We start from the raw sequence: 21,504 nt of genomic DNA on the forward strand, positions 1-21,504 counted from the left end.
CCACCCGTTGAACACGAAAGGGTGCAACAAGCGCGCAGCGCGCGCAAGTGCCTGATTTGTCTTTGGAGATATCGGCCCGGTCAGGGGACTGTTGGTGCGGTCGAGAAGACTCGAACTTCCACGGCCTTGCGGCCACAACGACCTCAACGTTGCGCGTCTACCAGTTCCGCCACGACCGCACACAGTCTGCATCGGAAGCGAATCTCACATGCATGAGAAGCTTGGCTCCCGCCGGTAGGAGCGCGCCCCTAGCAACAGCTTTGCGAGGCGGCAAGCACCTATTTGCAGGCAAGTGCCCTAGAGCGGTGCCCAACCCACTTCCGCATAGACCGCCGCGCGCGGCACATCGGTGCGCGCTTCGTCGATCGTGATCGTCTCGCCGGGGGCCAGCGTGGGCTGCGGAGGCTGCACGACCCAGCTGTAAAGCTGGCGGTCGCGTTCATCGACCATGCGGATCAGGACCGGCGGCACCTTGCGCGATTCGCGGGCCTTGTTGGTGATCTCGATGCGCGCGGTGAACATCCAGGTCTTGTTTTCCAGCTCGCGCCAGCGCTGCTGGTCGGGGGGAAAATCCAGTTCCAGGTCGGGCTGGGCTGCGCCGAACATCGGCTTTTCGCCCGGCCACCAGTCGGGCGTACCTAATTGCGACATCGCCACGACAGCCCCTGCGGCCAGCAGGGCGAAGATCGCTGCTGCCCAGGTCCACAGCTTGAGCGTGTTGCGGCGCGGGCCGAAGGGCGGCGCATGGTCGAAGCGCGAGACGAGGTCGTCCTCGTGCATCGGCTCGTCCGCCGCGGCATCGAAATCGGGCTCCCGCTCTACCGGCTCGTCATAAGAGGGCGGCATGCGCTCGTCGAAATCGGTCCAGCCACTGGCGGGCTGGCGCGCTTCGGGTTCTGCCGGAGGCGGTGGAGCGGCTTCTTCCACAGCAGCGGGAGGCGGCGACGGAGGCGGGGCCGGGGGAGGAGGTGCGGCTTCGGCAACTGCCGCCTCGCTCGCGATCACGTCATCCGCGCTCGAGCCTTCCTGGTACCACGAGTGCTTGCACTTGGCGCAGCGCACGGTTCTTCCGTCGACGCCAATGGCGCTGTCGGGCACGACATAACGGGTGCTGCAGGCCGGGCATGCGATAATCATGGTGAATGAAAGCTCTATCGGGGCCAGCGAATCACGACAAGCGGCGTAGCTGTGTGCGAAAGCCCCAATTGGCTTTTTTCCACACCGAAGCGCGGTTATAGGCCCGAATAACGAAAATGGCCGCCCATATTTCCCTCGATCGCCCGGCAAACACCCGCCGATGAGCACGCATGAAAGCGATATCGTGCAATTCGACAACGTCGGATTGCGCTACGGAACCGAGCGCGAGGTTCTCTCGAACATTTCGTTCACGCTGTTTTCGGGCCGCTTTTACTTCCTCACCGGGGAAAGCGGCGCAGGCAAGACTTCGCTGCTCAAGCTCCTCTATCTTGCGCAGCGCCCCTCGCGAGGGGCGATCCGCATGTTCGGGCGCGACGTAATCACCCTGCCGCGCGACAAGCTGCCTGCCTATCGCCGGCGCATGGGCGTGGTGTTCCAGGACTTCCGCCTCGTCGACCACCTTTCGGCCTTCGACAACATCGCCCTGCCCCTGCGCGTCTCGGGCGTGCGCGAGGCCGATCTGCGCGGACCGGTCGAAGACATGCTCGAATGGGTCGGGCTGGCGAACCGCGCCGATGCGCGTCCTGCGACGCTGTCGGGCGGCGAGCAGCAGCGCGTCGCCATTGCCCGCGCGGTCATCGGCAGGCCCGAAGTGCTCGTGGCCGACGAGCCGACCGGTAACGTCGATCCCGACATGGCGCTCAAACTGATGCGGCTGTTCGAGGCACTCAACCGGCTCGGTACGACCGTGGTTGTCGCGACCCACGACCTGCAGCTCTTGCGCAAGGTGCCCGACAGCCTGATCATGCGGCTGAGCAAGGGCAGCCTGCTCGACCCTACCGGCGCGCTCAAATATCCGCCACGGCGCAGCGGCGGAGGCGGATCGTGAAGCGTCCCCCGACAATCGGCAGCGCGGTCGATCGCGGCCTCGCTCCGTTCCGTGGCCGCCGCGCCGCGCACTTGCTGCCCAAGGCGCGTTTCGGCGGACCGATACCGTGGGTCATCGCGGTCATGGTCGCGCTCACCGTGCTGGCGGCGGGCGGCGCACTTGCCCTGTCGAACATGGTATCGAGCGCGCGCGGCGATCTCGAAGGCAGCGCCACCGTGCAGGTGATCGAGCCCGATGCCGATGCCCGGCAGGCCAAGGCAGCAGTCGTGGTCGACCTGCTTGCCCAGGATCCGGCAGTCGTCGGCTTCCGCGCGGTGCCCGAAGCAGAAGTCGCCGAATTGCTCGAACCATGGCTGGGCGGGGGCGAAGGGATGGAGGCCGTGCCCCTTCCGGCGCTGATCGATGTCGAATTGCGCGATGGCACCGGCGCGGCAGAGCTCCAGCGGATCGAGGCAGCGCTGCAAGATGCGGCACCCGGTTCGCGGATCGACAGCCAGGCGCAGTTCCTTGCGCCGGTTCTCTCGGCCCTGCGCGCGCTCCAGTGGATGGCACTCGCCATGATATTCCTGCTCGCCTTTACCGGCGCTGCGGCCGTCTGGCTGGCTTCGCGCAATGTGCTCGGCGGCAATCGCGATACGATCGAGATCGTCCACTTGCTGGGCGGGAACGATGACCAGATCGCGCGCGTCTTCCAGCGTTCGATCCTGTTCGATGCCGTCGCGGGCGGGATGCTCGGCCTTGTGACGGGAGCGCTCGCGATAACGCTGATGGCGCGCCGGTTCGCTGCGCTCGATTCCGGAATGGTTGCAGGAGGGTCACTCTCTGCGCTCGATTGGGCCATACTTGCGCTAGTCCCGCTTTTCGCGGTCGGAATTGCCGTCTACACCGCGCGCATGACGGTCATCCAAGCCTTGCGGAAAATGCTGTGATACTGCGCTTTTTCGCCGCCCTTTTCCTGATTTACGCCTTCGGCTTCCTTGCCTTTGCGGTGTCGCTGCCCGCGCCTGCAGCCAAGACCGAGACCGATGCGGTCATCGTCCTGACCGGCGGAGCGGGCCGGATCGACCGCGGGATCGAAGTGGTCGAAAGCGGCCTCGCCAAGGAAATGTTCGTCTCCGGCGTCGATCCGGAAGTGAAGCCGGCCGAATTTGCCGAACAGTTCGAAGTCTCGCGCCGCACGATGAACTGCTGTGTCACGCTGGGATACCTCGCGGTCGATACGCGCAGCAATGCCGGTGAAGTTGCGGAGTGGTTGAAGGAGAAGGAATTCACCTCGGTCCGCCTCGTGACGACCGACTGGCACATGGCGCGCGCCTATTCCGAAGTGTCGGGATCGCTGCCCGAAGGCACGACCATCGTGAGGGACGCCGTAGTCTCGCACCCCGACCTCGGCACGCTCTTCCTCGAATACAACAAGCTCCTCGCTTCCGAGATCTCGCAGGGGCTGCCGGACTGACGCGATGATCTTTCTGCGCAATATCGCTTTCTATCCGGCGTTCTACCTCGGCTCCTTCCTGATCACCGCAGCTTCTTTGGCCAGCGCGCCCTTCTCGCTGGCTGCCTTCCGCCGGCGCGTGCGCAACTGGGGCCAGTGGCAGCGCTGGTGCCTCAAGCATATCATCGGCGCCGATGTCGTCATCGAAGGCGAGCCGCATGGAGAACCTGCTCTCTACGCGATCAAGCACGAGAGTTTCTTTGAGGCGATCGATGCGCCGAACCTGCTCGATTGCCCTTCGGTCTTCGCCAAGCAGGAGCTGTTCTCGATCCCCGGATGGGGCCGCGCCGCGCTTGCCTATGGCCTGATCCCGGTGGCACGCGACAAGGGCGCCAAGATGCTGATGGGCATGATCCGCAGCGCCAAGGCAATGGTGGCCGATGGCCGCCCGCTGGTGATTTTCCCCGAAGGCACGCGCGTGCCCCATGGCGAGCGGCGGCCGCTGCAGGCAGGGTTTGCCGGGCTCTACAAGGTGCTCGGCCTGTCCGTGATTCCGGTCGCGGTCGAGAGCGGCCCGGTCTATCATCGCTGGCTCAAGCGTCCGGGCACCATCACCTACCGGTTTGGCGAACCGATCCCGCCCGGCCTCCCGCGTGAGGAAATCGAGAGCCGCGTGCTCGACGCCATCAATGCCTTGAACGACTAGTCGGCTTCGGCGGCTTCCCGCAGGATCGCGGCGATCTGCTCCATCTGCTCCGACGTGCCGATCGTGATGCGCAGGGCATGCGGCAAGCCTTGGCCAGGCAGGTGGCGCACTGCGTAACCGCCTTGCGCCAGAGCGGCGAGCGCTGCCTCGGCGGTCAGCCTGCCTTCGAACAGCACGAGCACGAAGTTGGCCTCGCTCGGCAGGGCGCGCAGACCCGAATTGCCCAGTGCTTCGATCTGCTCGACGAACCGCGCGCGCGCGGCATCATTGGCATCGCGCACAGTCTGCACGAAAGCCTGGTCGGCGAGGGCCGCAAGCGCGGCGCGCTGGCCGCTCGCCGTCACGTTGAAAGCGCCGCGCAAGCGGTTGAGCGCATCCACCAGCTGCGGCGCACCGGTCGCCCAGCCCACCCGCTCGCCAGCGATGCCATACGCCTTGGCAAAGGTTCGGGTGACGAGGACGTTGTCGTGCGCAGCGGCCAGCGCCATGCCGCCGTCATCCTCTCCCTCATCCAGGAATTCGGCATAGGCCTGGTCCACAACCAGCAGCACGTCGCCCGGCAGCCCCTTGTGCAGCCGTTCCACCTCGGCACGCGGCAGGAAGGTGCCGATCGGATTGTTCGGATTGTCGAGCAGGACCACGCGGGTGCGCTCGGTGACCGCCGCCAGCAGCTTGTCGACATCGGGCGCGTAGTCGGTCGCTTCCGCCATGACCACACTGGCCCCGACCTTGTGAGCGAGCAAAGGATAAAGCGAGAAGGAATAGCGCGAAAACAGCACCTCGTCGCCCGGCCCGGCAAAGGCCTGCACTGCGCCGTGGAGGCATTCGCCCGAGCCGGTTCCGCAGACGATCCGCTCCGGGTCGATCCCATGCACTTCGCCGATCTTTGCGCGCAATGCCGTGGAGTCCGGATCGGGATAGCGCGCAGGTCCTGCCGGCTCTGCCAGCGCGGCCAGCACCGCCTCGCTGCATCCAAGCGGGTTCTCGTTGGCCGACAGCTTTATGAGCTCGCGGCCGTCTGCGCCCTTGCTCTTGCCGGGGACGTAGGCGTGGATCTTTTCGATCCAGGGTTTCATTGCGGGTTTGTCTGCCATTGCGGCTTCGGCGCATGAAATAAAAACCGCCCTTCGACAAGCACCTGTCGTGGCGCTAGAGCGCAGATATATGGCCGGGGCATCACGAACACTGACATTGGCGCAAGCGCTGCCGCTCGACGGCGGGGGCGAGCTGGTGGATGCAACGCTCGCGTACGAGACCTATGGCGAGCTCAACGAGGATCGCTCGAACGCCATCCTCCTGTGCCATGCGCTTACCGGCGACCAGTATGTGGCAAGCGAACATCCCGTCACCGGCAAGCCGGGCTGGTGGGAGCGCATGGTCGGAGCCGGCAAGCCGATCGACACGGATCGCTACCACGTCATCTGCGCCAATGTGATCGGCAGCTGCATGGGTTCGATCGGCCCGGCGAGCGCGGCTTCCGATGGCAAGCCCTATGCGATGCGATTTCCGGTCATCACCATCCGCGACATGGTGCGCGGCCTCGTCGCGCTGCTCGATGCGCTCGAGATCGAAACGCTGCATGCGGTGGTCGGGGGATCGATGGGCGGAATGCAGGCGCTGAGCCTTGCAGCGAACTGGCCCGAACGTGCCGCGCGCGTCCTCGTTATCGCCTCGACCAGCCGCCATTCGGCGCAGAACATCGCCTTCCATGAATTGGGGCGCCAAGCGGTGATGGCCGATCCGCGCTGGAACCAGGGCGATTACTACGGCGGTGAAGCACCCGACAGCGGGCTCGCGGTGGCGCGCATGGCGGCGCATATCACCTATCTGTCCGAAGAGGCGCTGACCGAGAAATTCGGCCGCAATCTGCAGGACAGGGACGCCAAGAGCTTCGGCTTCGATGCCGATTTCCAGGTCGAAAGCTACCTTCGCTATCAAGGTACCGGCTTCACGCAGCGGTTCGATGCGAACAGCTATCTCTACATCACCCGCGCGATGGATTATTTCGACCTCGCCGAAGAGCATGGCGGCAAGCTCGCGAATGCCTTTGCAGGAACCGATGCGCGCTTCTGCCTCGTCAGCTTCGACAGCGACTGGCTGTACCCGACCAGCGAAAGCCGCCACGTGGTGCGCGCGCTCAACGCGGCAGGGGCAGCGGTCAGTTTCGTCGAGCTATCCGCGCCGCACGGCCACGACAGCTTCCTGCTCGACGTGCCCGCGCTCGACCGCGTGGTGAAAGGCTTCATCGAATGAGCTTGCGTGCAGACCTTGCCGCGATTGCCGAAGCGATCGCGCCCGACACCCGCGTGCTCGACATCGGCTGCGGCGACGGCGCGCTGCTGGCGAACCTTCGCGACACCAAACAGGTCGATGCACGCGGGATGGAAATCGACGGTGCCTGTGTCGAACGCTGCGTGGCGCAGGGGCTTTCGGTGGTTCAGGGCGATGCGAACCGCGACCTTGCCGACTATCCGGACAAGGGCTTCGACTACACCGTGCTGAGCCAGACATTGCAGACTGCGACACGGCCCGACCTGATGCTCGACCAGCTATTGCGGGTGGGGCGGCAGGCCTTCGTCAGCTTTCCCAATTTCGCGCACTGGCGCACCCGTTCCGCGCTGATGTTCGGCGGGAAGATGCCGGTCACAAGGGCCATTCCGGTAAGCTGGTACGAGACGCCCAATATCCACCACGTCACCGTGAAAGACTTCCGCGAACTCGCCCGCGAGAAGGGCGCGAAGATCGAGCGCGAGTGGTTCTTCTCGAGCGGAAAGCCGGTCACCGGCGGGACCAACTGGCGCGCGGAATTCGCCGTCTTCCAGCTCAGCCGCTGAGCCGTCAGCCGGGTGGAGGCTCTGCCTTGTTCCCGCGCCGGAAGAACCCGCGCACCAGCTTGCGCGCCAGCCAGATCAGCCAGATCACGAAGCCTAGCAGGACCAGCGCGATGACGCCTGCGGCCACCGGAAATTCATAGGCGAGGTAGAGCAGGCCGATGGTCGCCACATCCTCGACCGATGAGACGGCGATATTACTGACCGGCTCGGGGCTGGCATTCACGACACCGCGCGCGCCGGCCTTGCCAGCATGCGCCGTCAGGGCCGCGCCGCCGCCGAGAAGGAAGGCCACGACCTGCGTTGCCGGATCGGCCGGATCGATGATCGCCAGCGCGAGTAGCGCACCCCCGAGGGGACGCACGAAGGTGTGGATCGCATCCCATGCGCTATCGAGCCACATCACCTTGTCGGCGAAGAATTCCGCCACGGCAGCAATCGCCGCGATACCCATGATCCACGGATTGGCGAGCACATCTAGGCTCTGGAGGTGTTCGGGAATCGGAATGGCATCGAGCCGCATGGCGAGACCGGTGGCGACGATGCTCAGGTAGAGCCGCCAGCCCGCCAGCAGGCTGACACTTCCGGCTACCCCGATGATTTCCATGATGCCCATGCACCTGACTATGCGCGTCTTTTGCGCACTCGTCCAACTGCTTGCCAGGCTCGACAAATGCCGATTGATCGATGGGGCGCTCACTGGCTATGAGGTGTGTGACACAACTAATACGGAGAGGCAGATGCCGTTTTCTTTCAAACCCCTGCTCGCCTGCTGCGCCGCCAGCCTCGCATTGGCGGGCTGCAGCCACACCTATAACTCGCACGACGCGAATTGGGTGGGCGAGCGCACGGTCGGCTCCGGCACCATCGCGCAGGAAGAGCGCGAGGTGGAGGCGGCCGATACGCTCGTGCTCTCCGCGCCGGTGAATGTGGTGCTGACGATGGGCGAGCCCTCGCTGACGGTCGAGGCCGATGACAATCTGCTCGATTTCATCATAGTCGAACAGGATGGCGGCAGGCTGACGATCCTTGCTGAAGGCACCTACACCACGCGTAATCCCTTCAACGTCTATCTTTCGCTGCCTTCCCTTGCCCGGATCGAGAGCCCTTCCGCAGGCGATATCGAGATCCAGGGCTGGGCTGCCGAAGGGTTTGATGTCGAAAGCAGTGGCTCGGGTGATATCACCTTCGAAGGCTCGCTCGGCTCGCTCAAGGCGCTCGCCCGCGGATCGGGTGACATCGACTTTTCGAATTCCGCCATCGGCAGCGTCGATGCCGATGCCAACGGCTCGGGCGACATTGCCTTCGGTCCGGTGGGAAATCTCGACGCGCGCGTGAGCGGCTCGGGTGACATCATCGCCTCCGAAGTCGGCAATCTCACCGCGTGGAACAACGGTTCGGGAGACATTCTCTATCTCTCGGCCAAGAACGTCGAAATCCTGAACCACACCGGCTCGGGCGACATCAGGGAGCGCTAGGCCTCAACTCCTTCGCAAGGTCTCGACATCGTAAGGCTTGCCGTATGCGCCGCGCGGGATTTCGAGTGTCTCGCGCGGCCAGCCGCCCCTGTCGGCGACGGCGGCATAGGTGCTCTCGAGGAACGCCATGAGCGCGCCCTCAGGGTCGTCGCTAGTCCGGACCGCCTCGTAGGGCAGGACGAATTCGCCGAGGTCGGCGAGCCAGGAGGCCTCTTCCGGCTCCACCCTTGCATCCGAGAACCCCTCAGGCGTCGGATAGCCATAGGCATAGAAAGCAGCCTCCTCGACGCCTCCGCCACCCAGCCAGAAACCGGCACTGGCGACCTCGTGGCTATAGGCTTCGCGCGTCACGCGGTCGGGCAAGTTGGGAAAGCCGCCGGGGTGCAACGGCGCCTCGCGGCCGGAGAAACGCGTTACTGCAAGATCGAAACTGCCCCAGAACAGGTGGCTCGGGCTCGACTTGCCGACGAAGCCCGACCGGAACCGTTCAAAAACGCGATTTGCGTCGGAGAAGGCGCGGTGGATGCGGGCGAGCACCGCCTGGTCCCATGTGCGGTCGGCAGTGTCCTCGTGGAACGGGATTGCTGTCTCGACCTCGTTGGGCGCGCCAGAGATATCGGTCGTCACCCCGGCAAGATCGAGCAATTCGGCAAGCTGTCGGTGGAAGCGCGCAACGCTTTGCCCCGTCACTTCGAAGCCGTCGGCAAAGCCCGTCGAAGTCTCGACAGCAACTGCACTCGACAGACAATCGAAGATCACCTCCGCCTCGCCGCCGGGCATTTCGACGGGGTAGGTGCGAAAGCCGCGCGGTACGACGCGTAGAGCGAGGTGCCAGCTATGGTTGCACCAGGGCAGTGCTCGGGTGGGCAGCTTCCCGACGACCTGCAGGTATGCGTGCAGGCTTTCGATGACCGGACCATCGGCAGCGAAATCGAGCGCGGGCCAGCGTTGGGTCATGGCATTTCTCTCATGGGCCGAAAGCACATCTGGCCCTGCCTGACCTACGCCCCACCGGGCGCTTTGCTCCCATACGCAAAACGGCGGCGGCAGTCCGTAGTGGATTGCCGCCGCCGCTCGGAAGACTGCCGCTAAGGAGCGGGTGCCTGTCCTAGAAGATCTCGAACAGGCCCGCTGCGCCCATGCCGCCGCCGACACACATGGTGACGACGCCATACTTCGCCTTGCGGCGCTGGCCTTCGCGCAGGATGTGGCCGACGCAGCGTGCGCCGGTCATGCCGTAAGGATGGCCGATCGAGATCGAGCCGCCGTTGACGTTGAGCTTGTCGTTATCGATGCCCAGCTTGTCGCGGCAGTAAAGCACCTGCACGGCGAAGGCTTCGTTCAGCTCCCACAGGTCGATGTCCTCGACCTTCATGTCGAAGCGTTCGAGCAGCTTGGGGATCGCGAAGATCGGGCCGATGCCCATTTCGTCGGGCTCGGTACCGGCAACCGCCATGCCGATGTAGCGGCCGAGCGGATTGAGGCCGCGCTTTTCGGCTTCCTTGGCTTCCATGACGACGACCGCAGCCGAACCGTCCGAAAGCTGGCTGGCGTTACCGGCCGTGATCGTAGTGCCCGGGCCCATGACCGGCTGCAGCGAGGCGAGGCCTTCCAGCGTGGTCGAGGGGCGGTTGCCCTCGTCCTTGGCGATCGTCACGTCCTCGTCGGAAACCTCTCCGGTTTCCTTGTTCATCACCTTGTGCGTGGTGCTGACCGAGACGATCTCGTCGTCGAAGATACCGGCTTCCTGGGCTGCGGCGGTACGCTGCTGGCTCTGGAGCGAATATTCGTCCTGCGCTTCGCGGCTGATGCCGTAGCGCTGGGCGACGGTCTCTGCCGTCTGGAGCATCGGCATGTAGATCGCGCCATGCATGTTCAGCAGTTCGGGATCGGGCATGACCCGCATTTCCTTGGTTTGCACGAGGCTGATCGATTCCTGGCCACCGGCGGCAACGATCTGCATGCGGTCGGTGATGACCTGCTTGGCAGCCGTAGCAATGGTCATCAGGCCCGAGGAGCACTGGCGGTCGATGGTCATGCCGGACACGCCGATCGGGCAACCGGCACGCAAAGCGACCTGGCGGGCGAGGTTGCCTGCCTGCGCGCCCTGCTGGAGCGCGGCGCCCCACAGAACGTCGTCGACTTCACCTGCATCGATGCCGGCGCGCTCGATAGCGGGCTTCAGCGAATAGGAGCCGAGCGTCGCGCCCGGAGTGGAGTTGAAAGCGCCCTTGTAGGCCTTGCCCATACCGGTACGGGCGGTGGAAACGATGACTGCGTCACGCATGGTCATTCCTTAATTCTAGTCTGGTGTTGAACGTCTGGTCCTCCTGGGGAGGAGGGGGGGGATCAGACGAAATACATCGTCATCCATTCGCAGATGAGGGCAGGCTTGTCCTCGCCTTCGATCTCGATGGTGATTTCCATGGTCTGCTGCCACTGGCCGGGACGCTTCTCGGTCATCTCCAGCATCTTCCAGTGACCGCGGATACGCTTGCCCGAACGAACCGGGTTGATGAAGCGCGTCTTGTTGCCACCGTAGTTGACCGCCATCTTGATGCCATCGACCCGCGGCACGTCGCTGTTCGCGGTGAGGTAGGGGATCATCGACAGGGTCAGGAAGCCGTGGGCGATCGTGCCGCCGAACGGCGTCATCTTGGCGGCTTCTTCATTGATATGGATGAACTGGTGATCGCCGGTCGCATCGGCGAACTGGTTGATCCGCTCCTGCGTCATTTCGACCCATTCGCTGGTGCCGACCTGTTCGCCTACCTTGGCTGCTACGTCCTGGGGGGTCATTCCTGCTCTCCTTGCAAAACTGCGTGTTTACGCGACTCTGGATCGCGTTTGCGGGCGGACTCATGGCGCATGGAACACCCTCGCGCAACTGCGGGAAACCTGCCGTTACGGCATGGCGGGACCCGCTCGGGCGATTGGCGCAGCGGCCGCACGAAGGCCTTGCCATTATCGCGCAATTAACCAAGCGGTGCTAAACACCGGGCTCGACCAACCACGGGATCTTCATGAGCGACGACTGGACAGATAGCGGCCTCACCACGCGCAGCTGGTTCAAACCGGCTGTCGCGCTCTGGTTCGCGGCACTGCTGGGCGGAGGCCTGTTCCTCATGCCGGCCAATGTCCATGCGGCCATCTTCCGGGCAACCGGGCTTGGCGGTCCGCTGGTCGTCTCGGCGATTGCCGGAGTGTTCGGCCTCGTGCTCGGCCTCGTGATTGCCGGACGCATCGTGGCGGCCACCCGTCCGCGCGCCATTGCCCCCGGCCTTGCAATGCATGAGGACGACGACTGGGCTGAAGACGAGGTCGAAGAACCGCGTCGTCGCCGCGTTTTCTCCGCACGCGAGGACATTGGAGAAGACGGGATCGGGACCTCCGACATCGGATCGCAGGTCGAGGAAGAGCCCGCACAGGAACCGGAGCGCGCCTTCGAGGAAATCCTCGCAGAGATCCCCGCAGCCCACGAGCCCGAAGACGAATGGGACAGGGTCGATGCCGCACCGGCAGAAGCATGGGAAACTCAAGGCCACGTCGAAGACGAGCCACAGCCCCTTGTCGAGGAAGCCGAGTTCGAGCCGGTCGAGACCGAAGAGGAGCACAAGGCGCCCGTCGAACAGGTCGACACGCAAACCTCCCTGGGCGATCTGTCGCTGGCAGAGCTCGAAGCACGACTGGGTGCTGCGATCGCCAGCCACCGCCGCGCGGCTCCCGCCGAGCCGCGGGAACCCGCACCGGACGAAGCGGATGACGATATTGCCACCGAGGACGAAAGCGAATCGCAGCTGGGCCAGCCAGCCGAAGACGATCCGGTGATCGCCTTCCTGCGCCGGGAGGCGACACGCGCCATGCCGGAAAAAAGCAACGCTCCGGCCGAACCGGCCTATGACCCGCAGGCAGCATTGCGCCATGCGCTCGACAAGCTGGGCAAGGTCGGCAAGCCGGGCGACTGAGCCCGCGACGCGGCCAGATAGCGGGGCCAAGCGCGAACTTGCGGATACCTATTCTCCTATGCTGCAATGCGGCATAGATCGGGATTTCTTGGCCCTTGTGAAATTTTGCTTCACTCCCGCGCCATTGCAAAACTGATATCTTGCCTGCAAAAGGCTCCCTCGCGACATTTTGGCGGCCGCGCATGCGGCGCTGCACAATTTCCGTTCGTCCTGCCGCGCACCAGAGCCGGTCGGAAAACGGGTTTTGGAGGAGGACGCTTCGGCGCATGCAGGTTCCGGCTCATCACGCTCCCGGTAAGGGGCCCGACACGCAGGGCCTCTACGATCCGCGTAACGAACACGATGCCTGTGGCGTCGGCATGGTCGCGCATATCAAGGGCGAGAAAAGCCACGCGATCATCGAACAGGCGCTGACCATCCTCGCCAATCTCGACCATCGCGGCGCGGTCGGCGCAGACCCGTTGCTGGGCGATGGCGCGGGCCTGTTGATCCAGACGCCCGACCCGCTGATCCGCAAATGGGCCGAAGCCGAAGGCCACATGCTGCCGGGCGAAGGCGATTACGCGCTCGCCATGTGCTTCCTCCCGCAGGAAGACGAGGCACGCGAATTCGTCGAGAAGCAGCTCGAACGCTTTGCCGAGAAGGAAGGCCAGCGCGTCGTGGGCTGGCGCGACGTGCCGACCACCCTCGACGGGCTTGGCGATGCAGTGATCGCATCGATGCCGGTGATCCGCCAATGCGTGATCGCGCGCGGCACGAACTGCGTCGACAACGATGCCTTCGAACGCAAGCTGGTGGTCATCCGCAAGCAGACGCTCAACCCGCTCGCCGCGCTCGAGGAAAAGCACGATATTCCGGGCCTCAGCCAGGCCTATATTCCGAGCTTCTCCAGCCGCACGGTGGTCTACAAGGGCCTGCTGCTCGCGAACCAGGTCGGCAGTTTCTACGACGATCTGCGCGATCCCGATTGCGTTTCGGCGCTCGGTCTCGTGCACCAGCGTTTCAGCACCAACACCTTCCCCAGCTGGCGTCTCGCGCACCCCTATCGCTTCATGGCGCATAATGGCGAAATCAACACGGTTCGCGGCAATGTGAACTGGATGGAAGCGCGCCGCCGCACGATGGAGAGCGAACTGCTGGGCGCCGACCTGGACAAGATGTGGCCGCTGATCCCGCACGGGCAGTCGGACACGGCCTGCCTCGACAACGCGCTCGAGCTGCTGCTGACGGGCGGATACAGCCTGGCGCATTCGATGATGATGCTCATGCCCGAAGCCTGGGCGAAGAATGAGCAGATGGATCCCGCGCGCCGCGCCTTTTACGAATATCATGCCGCGCTGATGGAGCCTTGGGACGGCCCCGCTGCCGTGTGCTTCACCGACGGCAAGCAAATCGGCGCCTGCCTCGACCGCAACGGCCTGCGCCCCGCACGCTGGTGCACCACCAAGGACGACCTCGTCGTGCTCGCTTCGGAAAGCGGCGTGCTGCCGTTCGCCGAGGAAGACATCACCCGCAAGTGGCGCCTCCAGCCGGGCAAGATGCTGCTGATCGACCTCGAACAGGGACGCATCGTCGAGGACGAGGAACTCAAGGCCGAACTCGCCGCAGCACAGCCCTACGAGGCATGGCTCGAAAGGGCGCAGTACAAGCTCGCCGACCTCGACCATATCGAGCCCGACCTTTCCGAGATCGCCGAAAGCGACATCCCGTTGCTCAAGCGCCAACAGGCATTCGGCTATACGCAGGAAGACCTCTCGCGCTTCCTCGAACCGATGGCCGCCAATGGCGAGGATCCGATCGGTTCGATGGGCACCGACACGCCGATCGCCGTGCTCAGCGAAAAGAGCCGGCTGCTCTACGATTATTTCAAGCAGAACTTCGCGCAGGTCACCAACCCGCCGATCGACCCGATCCGCGAAGAGCTGGTGATGAGCCTGCTGTCGATGATCGGCCCGCGCCCGAACCTGCTCGGCCGCGATGGCGGTACGCACAAGCGCCTCGAAGTCAGCCAGCCCATCCTCACCAATGACGACCTGGCGAAAATCCGTTCGGTCGAGGTGGCGCTGGATGGCGCGTTCCGCACGGCCACCATCGACATCACCTGGGATGCCAGCACCGGCGCCGATGGCCTCGCCATGGCGTTGAAGGAAATGTGCTGGGCCGCGACCGAGGCCGTGCTCGGCGATGCCAATATCCTGATCCTGTCGGACCGCGAACAGGGGCCCGAGCGCATTGCCATGCCCGCCCTGCTGGCTACGGCAGCGGTCCACCACCAGCTGGTGCGCCAGGGCCTGCGCATGCAGACCGGCCTCGTCATCGAGACGGGCGAAGCGCGCGAAGTGCATCATTTCTGCGCGCTTGCCGGTTATGGCGCGGAAGGCATCAATCCCTATCTCGCCTTCGAAACGCTCGAGGAACTTCGTGCAAAAAAGCTGCCCGACCTCGACCCGGAGGAAGTCCAGAAGAACTTCGTCAAGGGCGTGGGCAAGGGCATCCTCAAGGTCATGTCCAAGATGGGCATCTCGACCTACCAGTCATACTGCGGCGCGCAGATCTTCGACGCAGTCGGCCTGTCGAGCGAATTCGTCGAAGCCTATTTCGCAGGCACGGCGACCACGATCGAGGGCATCGGCCTGAAGGAAGTCGCGCGCGAGACCGTGAAGCGCCATGCGCAGGCTTTCGGCGACAGCCCGCTCTACAAGGGCATGCTCGATGTCGGCGGGATCTACCAGTATCGCATCCGCGGCGAGGACCATGCCTGGACCCCGCAGAATATCGCCAGCCTGCAGCATGCCGTGCGCGGCAACGACATCAAGAATTACGATGACTTCGCCCGATCGATCAACGAGCAGTCCGAACGCCTGCTGACGATCCGCGGACTGATGGAACTGGAGAAGGCCGAGCGCCCGCTCGACATTTCGGAAGTCGAACCGGCTGCCGAGATCGTGAAGCGTTTCAGCACCGGCGCAATGAGCTTCGGTTCGATCAGCCACGAGGCGCATTCGACCCTCGCCATCGCGATGAACCGTATCGGCGGCCGCTCGAACACTGGCGAAGGCGGCGAGGAGCCCGAACGCTTCCGCCCGCTCGACAATGGCGATTCGATGCGCAGCCGCATCAAGCAGGTCGCTTCGGGCCGCTTCGGCGTAACCACCGAATATCTCGTCAATTCGGACGATATCCAGATCAAGATGGCGCAGGGTGCAAAGCCCGGCGAAGGCGGCCAGCTGCCCGGCCACAAGGTCGACAAGCGGATCGGCAAGGTGCGCCATTCGACGCCCGGCGTAGGCCTGATCTCGCCGCCGCCGCACCACGACATCTACTCGATCGAGGATCTGGCGCAGCTGATCCACGATTTGAAGAACGTCCAGCCGGACAGCCGTATCTCGGTGAAGCTGGTGTCCGAAGTCGGCGTGGGCACGGTCGCTGCAGGCGTCTCCAAGTCCAAGGCCGATCACATCACAATCTCGGGCTATGAAGGCGGCACCGGCGCAAGCCCGCTGACCAGCCTGACGCATGCCGGGTCCCCTTGGGAAATCGGCCTTGCCGAGACGCAGCAGACGCTGCTCCTCAACGATCTTCGCAGCCGCATCGCGGTGCAGGTCGACGGCGGGCTGCGCACGGGCCGCGATGTCGCGATCGGCGCGCTTCTGGGCGCGGACGAGTTCGGCTTCGCCACCGCCCCGCTGATCGCGGCGGGCTGCATAATGATGCGCAAGTGCCACCTCAATACCTGCCCGGTCGGCGTGGCGACGCAGGACCCGGAACTGCGCAAGCGCTTCACCGGCACGCCCGAACACGTCATCAACTACTTCTTCTTCGTCGCCGAGGAACTGCGTGCGATCATGGCCGAAATGGGCTTCCGCACGGTCGAGGAAATGGTCGGCCGCGTCGACAAGATCGACATGCGCCGCGTGACGCGTCACTGGAAGGCACATGGCGTCGACCTGACCCGTATCCTTCACGCGGTCTCGATGCGCGAAGGCCAGCCGCTCCACCACACCGAAACGCAGGATCACGGCCTTGGCGCTGCGATGGACGTCGAACTGATCGAGGCCTGCAAGCCGGCCATCGAAAGCGGGCAGGCGGTCCAGGTCAGCCGCGAGATCCGCAATGTGAACCGCACCGTGGGCACCATGCTCTCGGGCCGGATCGCAGAGGCTTACGGTCATGCCGGACTGCCGCAGGACACGATCCGCATCGACCTGACCGGGGTCGCCGGTCAGAGCTTCGGCGCTTGGCTCGCGCATGGTGTGACCATGAGCCTGACCGGCGATGCAAACGACTATGTCGGCAAGGGCCTTTCGGGAGGCCGCATTGCGGTCAAACCGCCGGAAAGCGTCGGCCGCGAGCCGACCGACAACATCATCGTCGGCAATACCGTCCTTTACGGTGCGATCGCGGGCGAGGCCTATTTCGCAGGCGTTGCAGGCGAACGTTTCGCGGTCCGGAATTCGGGCGCTGTCGCGGTGGTCGAGGGCACGGGAGACCATGCGCTCGAATACATGACCGGCGGCACCGTCTGCATCCTCGGCAAGACCGGGCGCAACGTGGCCGCGGGCATGAGCGGCGGTATCGCCTATGTCTACGATCCCGACGGCGAGTTCACCCGCCTCGTCAACCACGCGCAGGTCGACGTGCTCGACGTGCACCCGGGCGATGGCGACGGCGCTGATAGGAGCTGGGGCAAACCGCAGCAGCGCGCCGTCAGTGTCGACAATCCGGGCATGGGCGATCCGCTCTACCACGACGCCGAACGGCTGAAGGTGCTGATCGAACGTCACCACCTGCACACCGGCTCGGCCCGCGCCAAGGCGCTGCTCGATGATTGGGCGAACGAACTGAAGAACTTCCGCAAGGTGATGCCGCGCGACTACGCACGCGCGCTCAAGACGCTCGAGGACGAGCGCGAGGATGCGGCAATGGAGGCTGCAGAGTAATGGGCAAGGAAACCGGCTTTCTCGAATACGATCGCGAGGATCGCACGTATATCGACCCCGCGGAGCGGTTGAAGAACTACAAGGAATTCACGGTCCCGCAGCCCGAAGAGGCACTGCGCAAGCAGGCCGCGCGCTGCATGAACTGCGGCATTCCTTACTGTCACAACGGCTGTCCGGTGAACAACATCATCCCGGACTGGAACCACCTCGTCTATGAAAACGACTGGAAGAACGCGCTCGAAGTCCTGCACTCGACGAACAACTTCCCCGAGTTCACCGGCCGCATCTGCCCCGCCCCGTGCGAGGCGGCCTGCACGCTCAACATCGTCGACGCGCCGGTGACGATCAAAAGCATCGAATGCGCGATCATCGACCGCGGCTTCAAGGAAGGCTGGGTCAAGCCGCAGCCGGCGGAAAAGCAGACCGGCAAGTCGGTCGCCGTGATCGGTTCGGGCCCGGCAGGCCTCGCCGCCGCGCAGCAGCTTGCCCGCGCAGGCCATGCGGTGACCGTCTTCGAAAAGTCCGACCGGATCGGCGGACTGCTTCGCTACGGCATCCCCGACTTCAAGATGGAGAAGCACCTCATCAACCGCCGCGCGGTGCAGATGGAAGCCGAGGGCGTCCAGTTCCGCACGTCGAGCGAAGTCGGCGTGGAAGTCAGCTTCGAGGCGCTGAAGGAGAATTTCGACGCGGTGGTTCTGGCAGGCGGCGCGGAAGAAGCGCGGATGCTCGACATCCCCGGCTCCGAATTGTCGGGCGTCCGCCTGGCTATGGAATTCCTTACCCAGCAGAACAAGCGCAATGCGGGCGACGACGAAGTGCGCGCCGCCCCGCGCGGCAGCCTGACCGCGACGGGCAAGCACGTCATCGTGATCGGCGGCGGTGACACCGGCAGCGACTGCGTTGGCACCAGCAACCGTCAGGGCGCGGCGAGCGTCACCCAGCTCGAAATCATGCCCAAGCCTCCCGAGCACGAGGACAAGGCGATGACTTGGCCCGACTGGCCGGTAAAGCTGCGCACCTCCTCCAGCCACGAGGAAGGCGTCGAGCGCGACTGGGCGGTGATGACCAAGCGCGTGGTCGAGGAAGGTGGCGATGTCGCCGGTCTCGAATGCGTGCGCATCGAATGGGTCGATGGCAAGATCAAGGAGATCGAGGGCAGCGAGTTCACGCTCAAGGCCGACCTCATCCTCCTCGCCATGGGCTTCACCGGCCCCAAGCGCCGCGGATTGCTCGACCGGGCAGGTGTGGAACTGGACGGCCGCGGCAATGTCGCTGCAGACACGCAATGGTATCTCACCAGCGAACCCAACGTCTTCGCCTGCGGCGACATGCGACGCGGCCAGAGCCTGGTCGTCTGGGCTATCCGTGAAGGCCGCCAGTGCGCACGGGCTGTAGACGAGGCGCTGATGGGGGTTAGCGACCTGCCGAGGTGAACTCGCCTAATCACGTTTTGATTACGGGCTGCTCAAGTGCAGGCAAAACAACCTTGCTCGATGAGTTGTGGCGACGATCGCTTTTAACCGTCGGCGAACCGGGGCGCCGGGTTATCGCAAAAGGCGTCGATCCGATCACTGACCTGAAGGGCTTCATTCAGGAAGCTGAGAAGCTCGCGGTAACAGATTTGCAGGAGGCACCACCAGACGCTCTATGCTTTTTCGACCGCGGCCTGCTCGATGCTCTCGCCGCTAAAGAGCGGATGGGAGGCCCGACATTGGAAAACTCGCTCGGACGCGGGCGACCCTATCGCCAAAGCATATTTTTCGCGGACTGCTGGCGGGAGATTTTTACGCAGGATGAGGGCAGGCAGCACTCTTTTGATACGGCAAGAGCCGAGTCCGAACACCTTAAGCGCCGCTTGCCGCAGCTTGGCTACAAGCTCATCTACCTTCCTAAAGCCGAGACTGAAGAACGCGCGAATTTCGTGCTTCGGGAACTGGGGCTAGGTTAAGTCCTAACCCGCACACTCCACACACTTTGCCACGCTTGGATCATGCGCCAGCCGCTTCTCGGCGATCTCTTTACCACAAGCCGTGCTCCAGCCCCATTCGCCCTCCTCGAGCCGCGCCAGCGCCGCTTCGATCCGTGTGCGTTCGGCCACTCTTCGCCGCGCGGTGGCCTGGGCCATCGCCTGCTGCTGCAATGCGTCCATCCGGCTGAGGCGGCCGACGCTGTCCTGCTGCAATTCGACCGTGTCTCGAGAATCCGCATTCGCCGCGTCTTCAGCGTCGAGCGCCTCGCGCCGTGCGATCAGGCGTTCCTTGGCTTCCTTCTCGGTCATGGGCGCATGGTGTCCGACATCGCGGCGCGCGTCCATCGCACGAAGGCAAAAGCGCCTCAGTCGAGGCTGGCGATCACTTGATCGTCGTCACGTACCGGCAGGCAGGCTTCGGGAGGGAGCGGGTCAAAAGGCTCGTCCGTCAGGCTGACCTGCGACAAACCATCGACCTTGAAATAGCCGAGCGCGGGAGCCTCGTCGACGCGGCGGCTCTTGTTGGGATTGACCGATCCCAGATAGAAGGCATCATTGCGCAGCACGATCTGATGGGGGGCCAGGGTCAGCGTGCTGGAATTGTAGACCGCGCTGATCATGAGCCGCTTGCGCATCGCTTCGGCCAGGACGGCCTGCACAAAGTTGAAAGTGGATTCATGTTGCATTGCAGCATGAACAGCGCATCGGGGCGGCAATTGCAACCAAAAATGTGAACGGTCACAATGCGCCCGGTCAGACGGACCAGTCGATCGCCCCGCGTCCGTTCGCCTCGAGAAAGCTGTTGGACCGGCTGAAAGGCTGCGAGCCAAAGAACCCGCGATAGGCGGACAGCGGGCTCGGGTGTGGGGTCTCGATAAGGTGATGCCGCCCATCACGTAGCCCCGAGATCCGCTCTGCCTTGGCCTGCGCATGGCTGCCCCACAGGATGAACACGGATGGCGCTTCACGCGCCGCCACTGCCGCGACGCAGGCATCGGTCACCGCGTCCCAGCCGCGCCCGGCATGGCTGCCCGCCTGCCCGGCCTCGACCGTGAGCGTATTGTTGAGCAGCAGCACGCCCTGCCGCGCCCACTTGCTGAGGTCGCCATGGGCAGGCGCCGCGATACCGAGGTCCGCCTCCAGCTCCTTGTAGATGTTGCGCAGGGAGGGAGGCACTTTGACGCCTTCTGGAACGGCAAAACTCAGGCCCATCGCCTGACCCGGCCCGTGGTAGGGATCCTGCCCCAGGATCACGACCTTCACTGCGTCCAGCGGGGTAAGCTCCAGCGCCTTCAACCGGCTGCCGCGCGGCGGATAGACCGTTTTGCCCGCGTCTTCCTCTGCACGCAGCCAGCCACCCAGCTGGCGTGCTTCCTCGCTCGCCAGCACAGGTTCGAGGACGGTCTTCCAGCCCGCAGGTACGCTCTCGCTCATAGGTCGCATTCTGGACCGGCTACACTCCGGCGACCAGAGGCCCCTTCCCTCCTATCCACGATGCGCCTAAGGCCCTCCTCTATGGCAGTTCATTTCCACGAAGAAGACCTTCCCGAAGGCGTCCTCGCCGATGGCCCCGTGGCCGTCGATACCGAAACCATGGGTCTCGTCACCATCCGTGACCGGCTGTGTGTCGTGCAGATCAGCGACGGCAATGGCGACGAGCATCTCGTGCGCTTCGGCCCCGAGAGCACCTATGACGCGCCCAACCTCAAGGCGGTTCTGGGCGATCCGGAGCGGTTGAAACTGTTCCACTTCGCGCGCTTCGACCTTGCCGCGATCGAGTATTATCTCGGGGTCACTGCGGCGCCATGCTATTGCACCAAGATCGCCAGCAAGCTGGTGCGCACCTATACCGATCGCCACGGCCTGAAGAACCTCGTCGAGGAACTGCTCGGCGAGAATATTTCCAAGGCACAGCAGTCGTCCGACTGGGGCGGCCCCGAACTCAACCAGGCCCAGCGCGAATATGCCGCGAGCGACGTGCGCTTCCTCCACCGGATGAAGGAAGAACTCGACCGCAGGCTGGAACGCGAAGGTCGCACGGAACTTGCGCAGGCCTGTTTCGATTTCCTTCCTGCACGCGCCCATCTCGACATCCTGGGATGGCAGGATCACGATATATTCAGCCATATGGGCTGATGGAGCGTTAGGTCG

Annotated in this window: 21 protein-coding genes and 1 tRNA gene; 12 read left to right on the forward strand and 10 right to left on the reverse strand. The window is 64.2% G+C overall.

Going from position 1 to position 21,504, the window contains the following annotated elements; all coding sequences use genetic code 11:
* Positions 1–92: 92 nt before the first annotated feature.
* Both K3136_RS07520 and K3136_RS07525 read right to left on the reverse strand, forming a co-directional pair.
* Positions 93–179: transfer RNA gene (locus tag K3136_RS07520), tRNA-Leu, on the reverse strand.
* 118 nt (positions 180–297) lie between these two features.
* Positions 298–1,137 carry an MJ0042-type zinc finger domain-containing protein gene (locus K3136_RS07525; protein ID WP_221429731.1) on the reverse strand — a complete coding sequence of 280 codons (840 nt, stop codon included), beginning with the start codon at positions 1,135–1,137 and terminating at the stop codon, positions 298–300.
* Between the two features lie 160 nt (positions 1,138–1,297).
* Between K3136_RS07525 and ftsE the strand changes: the two genes are divergently transcribed.
* The 4 genes from ftsE to K3136_RS07545 are packed head-to-tail and all read left to right on the forward strand — an operon-like array spanning position 1,298 to position 4,167.
* Positions 1,298–2,026 (forward strand): cell division ATP-binding protein FtsE, encoded by a 729-nt coding sequence (gene ftsE / locus K3136_RS07530; RefSeq protein ID WP_221429732.1) that lies wholly within the window; start codon positions 1,298–1,300, stop codon positions 2,024–2,026.
* Positions 2,023–2,955: a cell division protein FtsX gene (locus K3136_RS07535; RefSeq protein ID WP_221429733.1), complete on the forward strand. Its 933-nt coding sequence runs from the start codon at positions 2,023–2,025 to the stop codon at positions 2,953–2,955. Before ftsE ends, K3136_RS07535 begins: the two co-directional genes overlap by 4 nt.
* Positions 2,952–3,482: a YdcF family protein gene (locus tag K3136_RS07540; protein WP_221429734.1), complete on the forward strand. Its 531-nt coding sequence runs from the start codon at positions 2,952–2,954 to the stop codon at positions 3,480–3,482. The genes K3136_RS07535 and K3136_RS07540 overlap by 4 nt, the downstream gene beginning before the upstream one ends.
* Before the next feature lie 4 nt (positions 3,483–3,486).
* On the forward strand, positions 3,487–4,167 hold the full coding sequence (locus K3136_RS07545; RefSeq protein WP_221429735.1) for a lysophospholipid acyltransferase family protein: 681 nt from the start codon (positions 3,487–3,489) through the stop codon (positions 4,165–4,167).
* Here the strand turns inward: K3136_RS07545 and hisC are convergent.
* Positions 4,164–5,243: a histidinol-phosphate transaminase gene (gene hisC, locus K3136_RS07550; RefSeq protein WP_425594345.1), complete on the reverse strand. Its 1,080-nt coding sequence runs from the start codon at positions 5,241–5,243 to the stop codon at positions 4,164–4,166. The two genes, K3136_RS07545 and hisC, sit on opposite strands and share 4 nt — an antisense overlap.
* Positions 5,244–5,331: 88 nt before the next feature.
* Between hisC and metX the strand changes: the two genes are divergently transcribed.
* Positions 5,332–6,420 (forward strand): homoserine O-acetyltransferase MetX, encoded by a 1,089-nt coding sequence (gene metX, locus K3136_RS07555; RefSeq protein ID WP_221432263.1) that lies wholly within the window; start codon positions 5,332–5,334, stop codon positions 6,418–6,420.
* Positions 6,417–7,001, forward strand: a complete 585-nt coding sequence (gene metW, locus K3136_RS07560; protein WP_221429737.1) for a methionine biosynthesis protein MetW — start codon at positions 6,417–6,419, stop codon at positions 6,999–7,001. Before metX ends, metW begins: the two co-directional genes overlap by 4 nt.
* 4 nt (positions 7,002–7,005) lie before the next feature.
* Here metW and K3136_RS07565 read toward each other — a convergent pair whose 3' ends face one another.
* Positions 7,006–7,614, reverse strand: coding sequence for a DUF4126 domain-containing protein (locus tag K3136_RS07565; RefSeq protein ID WP_221429738.1), 609 nt, complete (start codon positions 7,612–7,614; stop codon positions 7,006–7,008).
* Positions 7,615–7,738: 124 nt separating this feature from the next.
* Here K3136_RS07565 and K3136_RS07570 point away from each other — a divergent pair, with 124 nt between their 5' ends.
* Positions 7,739–8,476: a GIN domain-containing protein gene (locus K3136_RS07570; RefSeq protein ID WP_221429739.1), complete on the forward strand. Its 738-nt coding sequence runs from the start codon at positions 7,739–7,741 to the stop codon at positions 8,474–8,476.
* 3 nt (positions 8,477–8,479) lie between these two features.
* Here K3136_RS07570 and K3136_RS07575 read toward each other — a convergent pair whose 3' ends face one another.
* The 3 genes from K3136_RS07575 to K3136_RS07585 form a co-directional block, all read right to left on the reverse strand.
* Complete coding sequence (locus K3136_RS07575) at positions 8,480–9,433, reverse strand: DUF5996 family protein (RefSeq protein WP_221429740.1); 954 nt, start codon at positions 9,431–9,433, stop codon at positions 8,480–8,482.
* A 151-nt stretch (positions 9,434–9,584) separates the two neighbouring features.
* Positions 9,585–10,763 carry an acetyl-CoA C-acyltransferase gene (locus K3136_RS07580; RefSeq protein ID WP_221429741.1) on the reverse strand — a complete coding sequence of 393 codons (1,179 nt, stop codon included), beginning with the start codon at positions 10,761–10,763 and terminating at the stop codon, positions 9,585–9,587.
* A 62-nt stretch (positions 10,764–10,825) separates the two neighbouring features.
* On the reverse strand, positions 10,826–11,275 hold the full coding sequence (locus tag K3136_RS07585) for a MaoC family dehydratase (protein ID WP_221429742.1): 450 nt from the start codon (positions 11,273–11,275) through the stop codon (positions 10,826–10,828).
* Positions 11,276–11,499: 224 nt separating this feature from the next.
* Between K3136_RS07585 and K3136_RS07590 the strand changes: the two genes are divergently transcribed.
* From K3136_RS07590 to K3136_RS07605, 4 genes are all read left to right on the forward strand, one after another.
* Positions 11,500–12,441, forward strand: coding sequence for a hypothetical protein (locus tag K3136_RS07590; protein ID WP_221429743.1), 942 nt, complete (start codon positions 11,500–11,502; stop codon positions 12,439–12,441).
* Positions 12,442–12,707: 266 nt separating this feature from the next.
* Positions 12,708–17,381: a glutamate synthase large subunit gene (gene gltB / locus K3136_RS07595; RefSeq protein WP_221429744.1), complete on the forward strand. Its 4,674-nt coding sequence runs from the start codon at positions 12,708–12,710 to the stop codon at positions 17,379–17,381.
* Positions 17,381–18,817: a glutamate synthase subunit beta gene (locus tag K3136_RS07600; RefSeq protein ID WP_221429745.1), complete on the forward strand. Its 1,437-nt coding sequence runs from the start codon at positions 17,381–17,383 to the stop codon at positions 18,815–18,817. Before gltB ends, K3136_RS07600 begins: the two co-directional genes overlap by 1 nt.
* Positions 18,814–19,332: an AAA family ATPase gene (locus K3136_RS07605; protein WP_282099893.1), complete on the forward strand. Its 519-nt coding sequence runs from the start codon at positions 18,814–18,816 to the stop codon at positions 19,330–19,332. The genes K3136_RS07600 and K3136_RS07605 overlap by 4 nt, the downstream gene beginning before the upstream one ends.
* A gap of 3 nt (positions 19,333–19,335) precedes the next feature.
* Here K3136_RS07605 and K3136_RS07610 read toward each other — a convergent pair whose 3' ends face one another.
* The 3 genes from K3136_RS07610 to K3136_RS07620 form a co-directional block, all read right to left on the reverse strand.
* Positions 19,336–19,698, reverse strand: a complete 363-nt coding sequence (locus K3136_RS07610) for a TraR/DksA family transcriptional regulator (protein WP_247711308.1) — start codon at positions 19,696–19,698, stop codon at positions 19,336–19,338.
* 20 nt (positions 19,699–19,718) lie between these two features.
* On the reverse strand, positions 19,719–20,039 hold the full coding sequence (locus tag K3136_RS07615) for a WYL domain-containing protein (RefSeq protein WP_221429747.1): 321 nt from the start codon (positions 20,037–20,039) through the stop codon (positions 19,719–19,721).
* A gap of 67 nt (positions 20,040–20,106) precedes the next feature.
* A complete protein-coding gene (locus tag K3136_RS07620) occupies positions 20,107–20,787 on the reverse strand; it encodes a uracil-DNA glycosylase (protein ID WP_221429748.1) in 681 nt (226 codons plus the stop codon).
* Between the two features lie 81 nt (positions 20,788–20,868).
* Here K3136_RS07620 and K3136_RS07625 point away from each other — a divergent pair, with 81 nt between their 5' ends.
* Complete coding sequence (locus K3136_RS07625) at positions 20,869–21,489, forward strand: ribonuclease D (protein ID WP_221429749.1); 621 nt, start codon at positions 20,869–20,871, stop codon at positions 21,487–21,489.
* The last annotated feature ends 15 nt before the right edge of the window (positions 21,490–21,504 follow it).

The sequence above is a fragment of the Qipengyuania gelatinilytica genome (assembly GCF_019711315.1).
GTDB lineage: Bacteria > Pseudomonadota > Alphaproteobacteria > Sphingomonadales > Sphingomonadaceae > Qipengyuania > Qipengyuania gelatinilytica.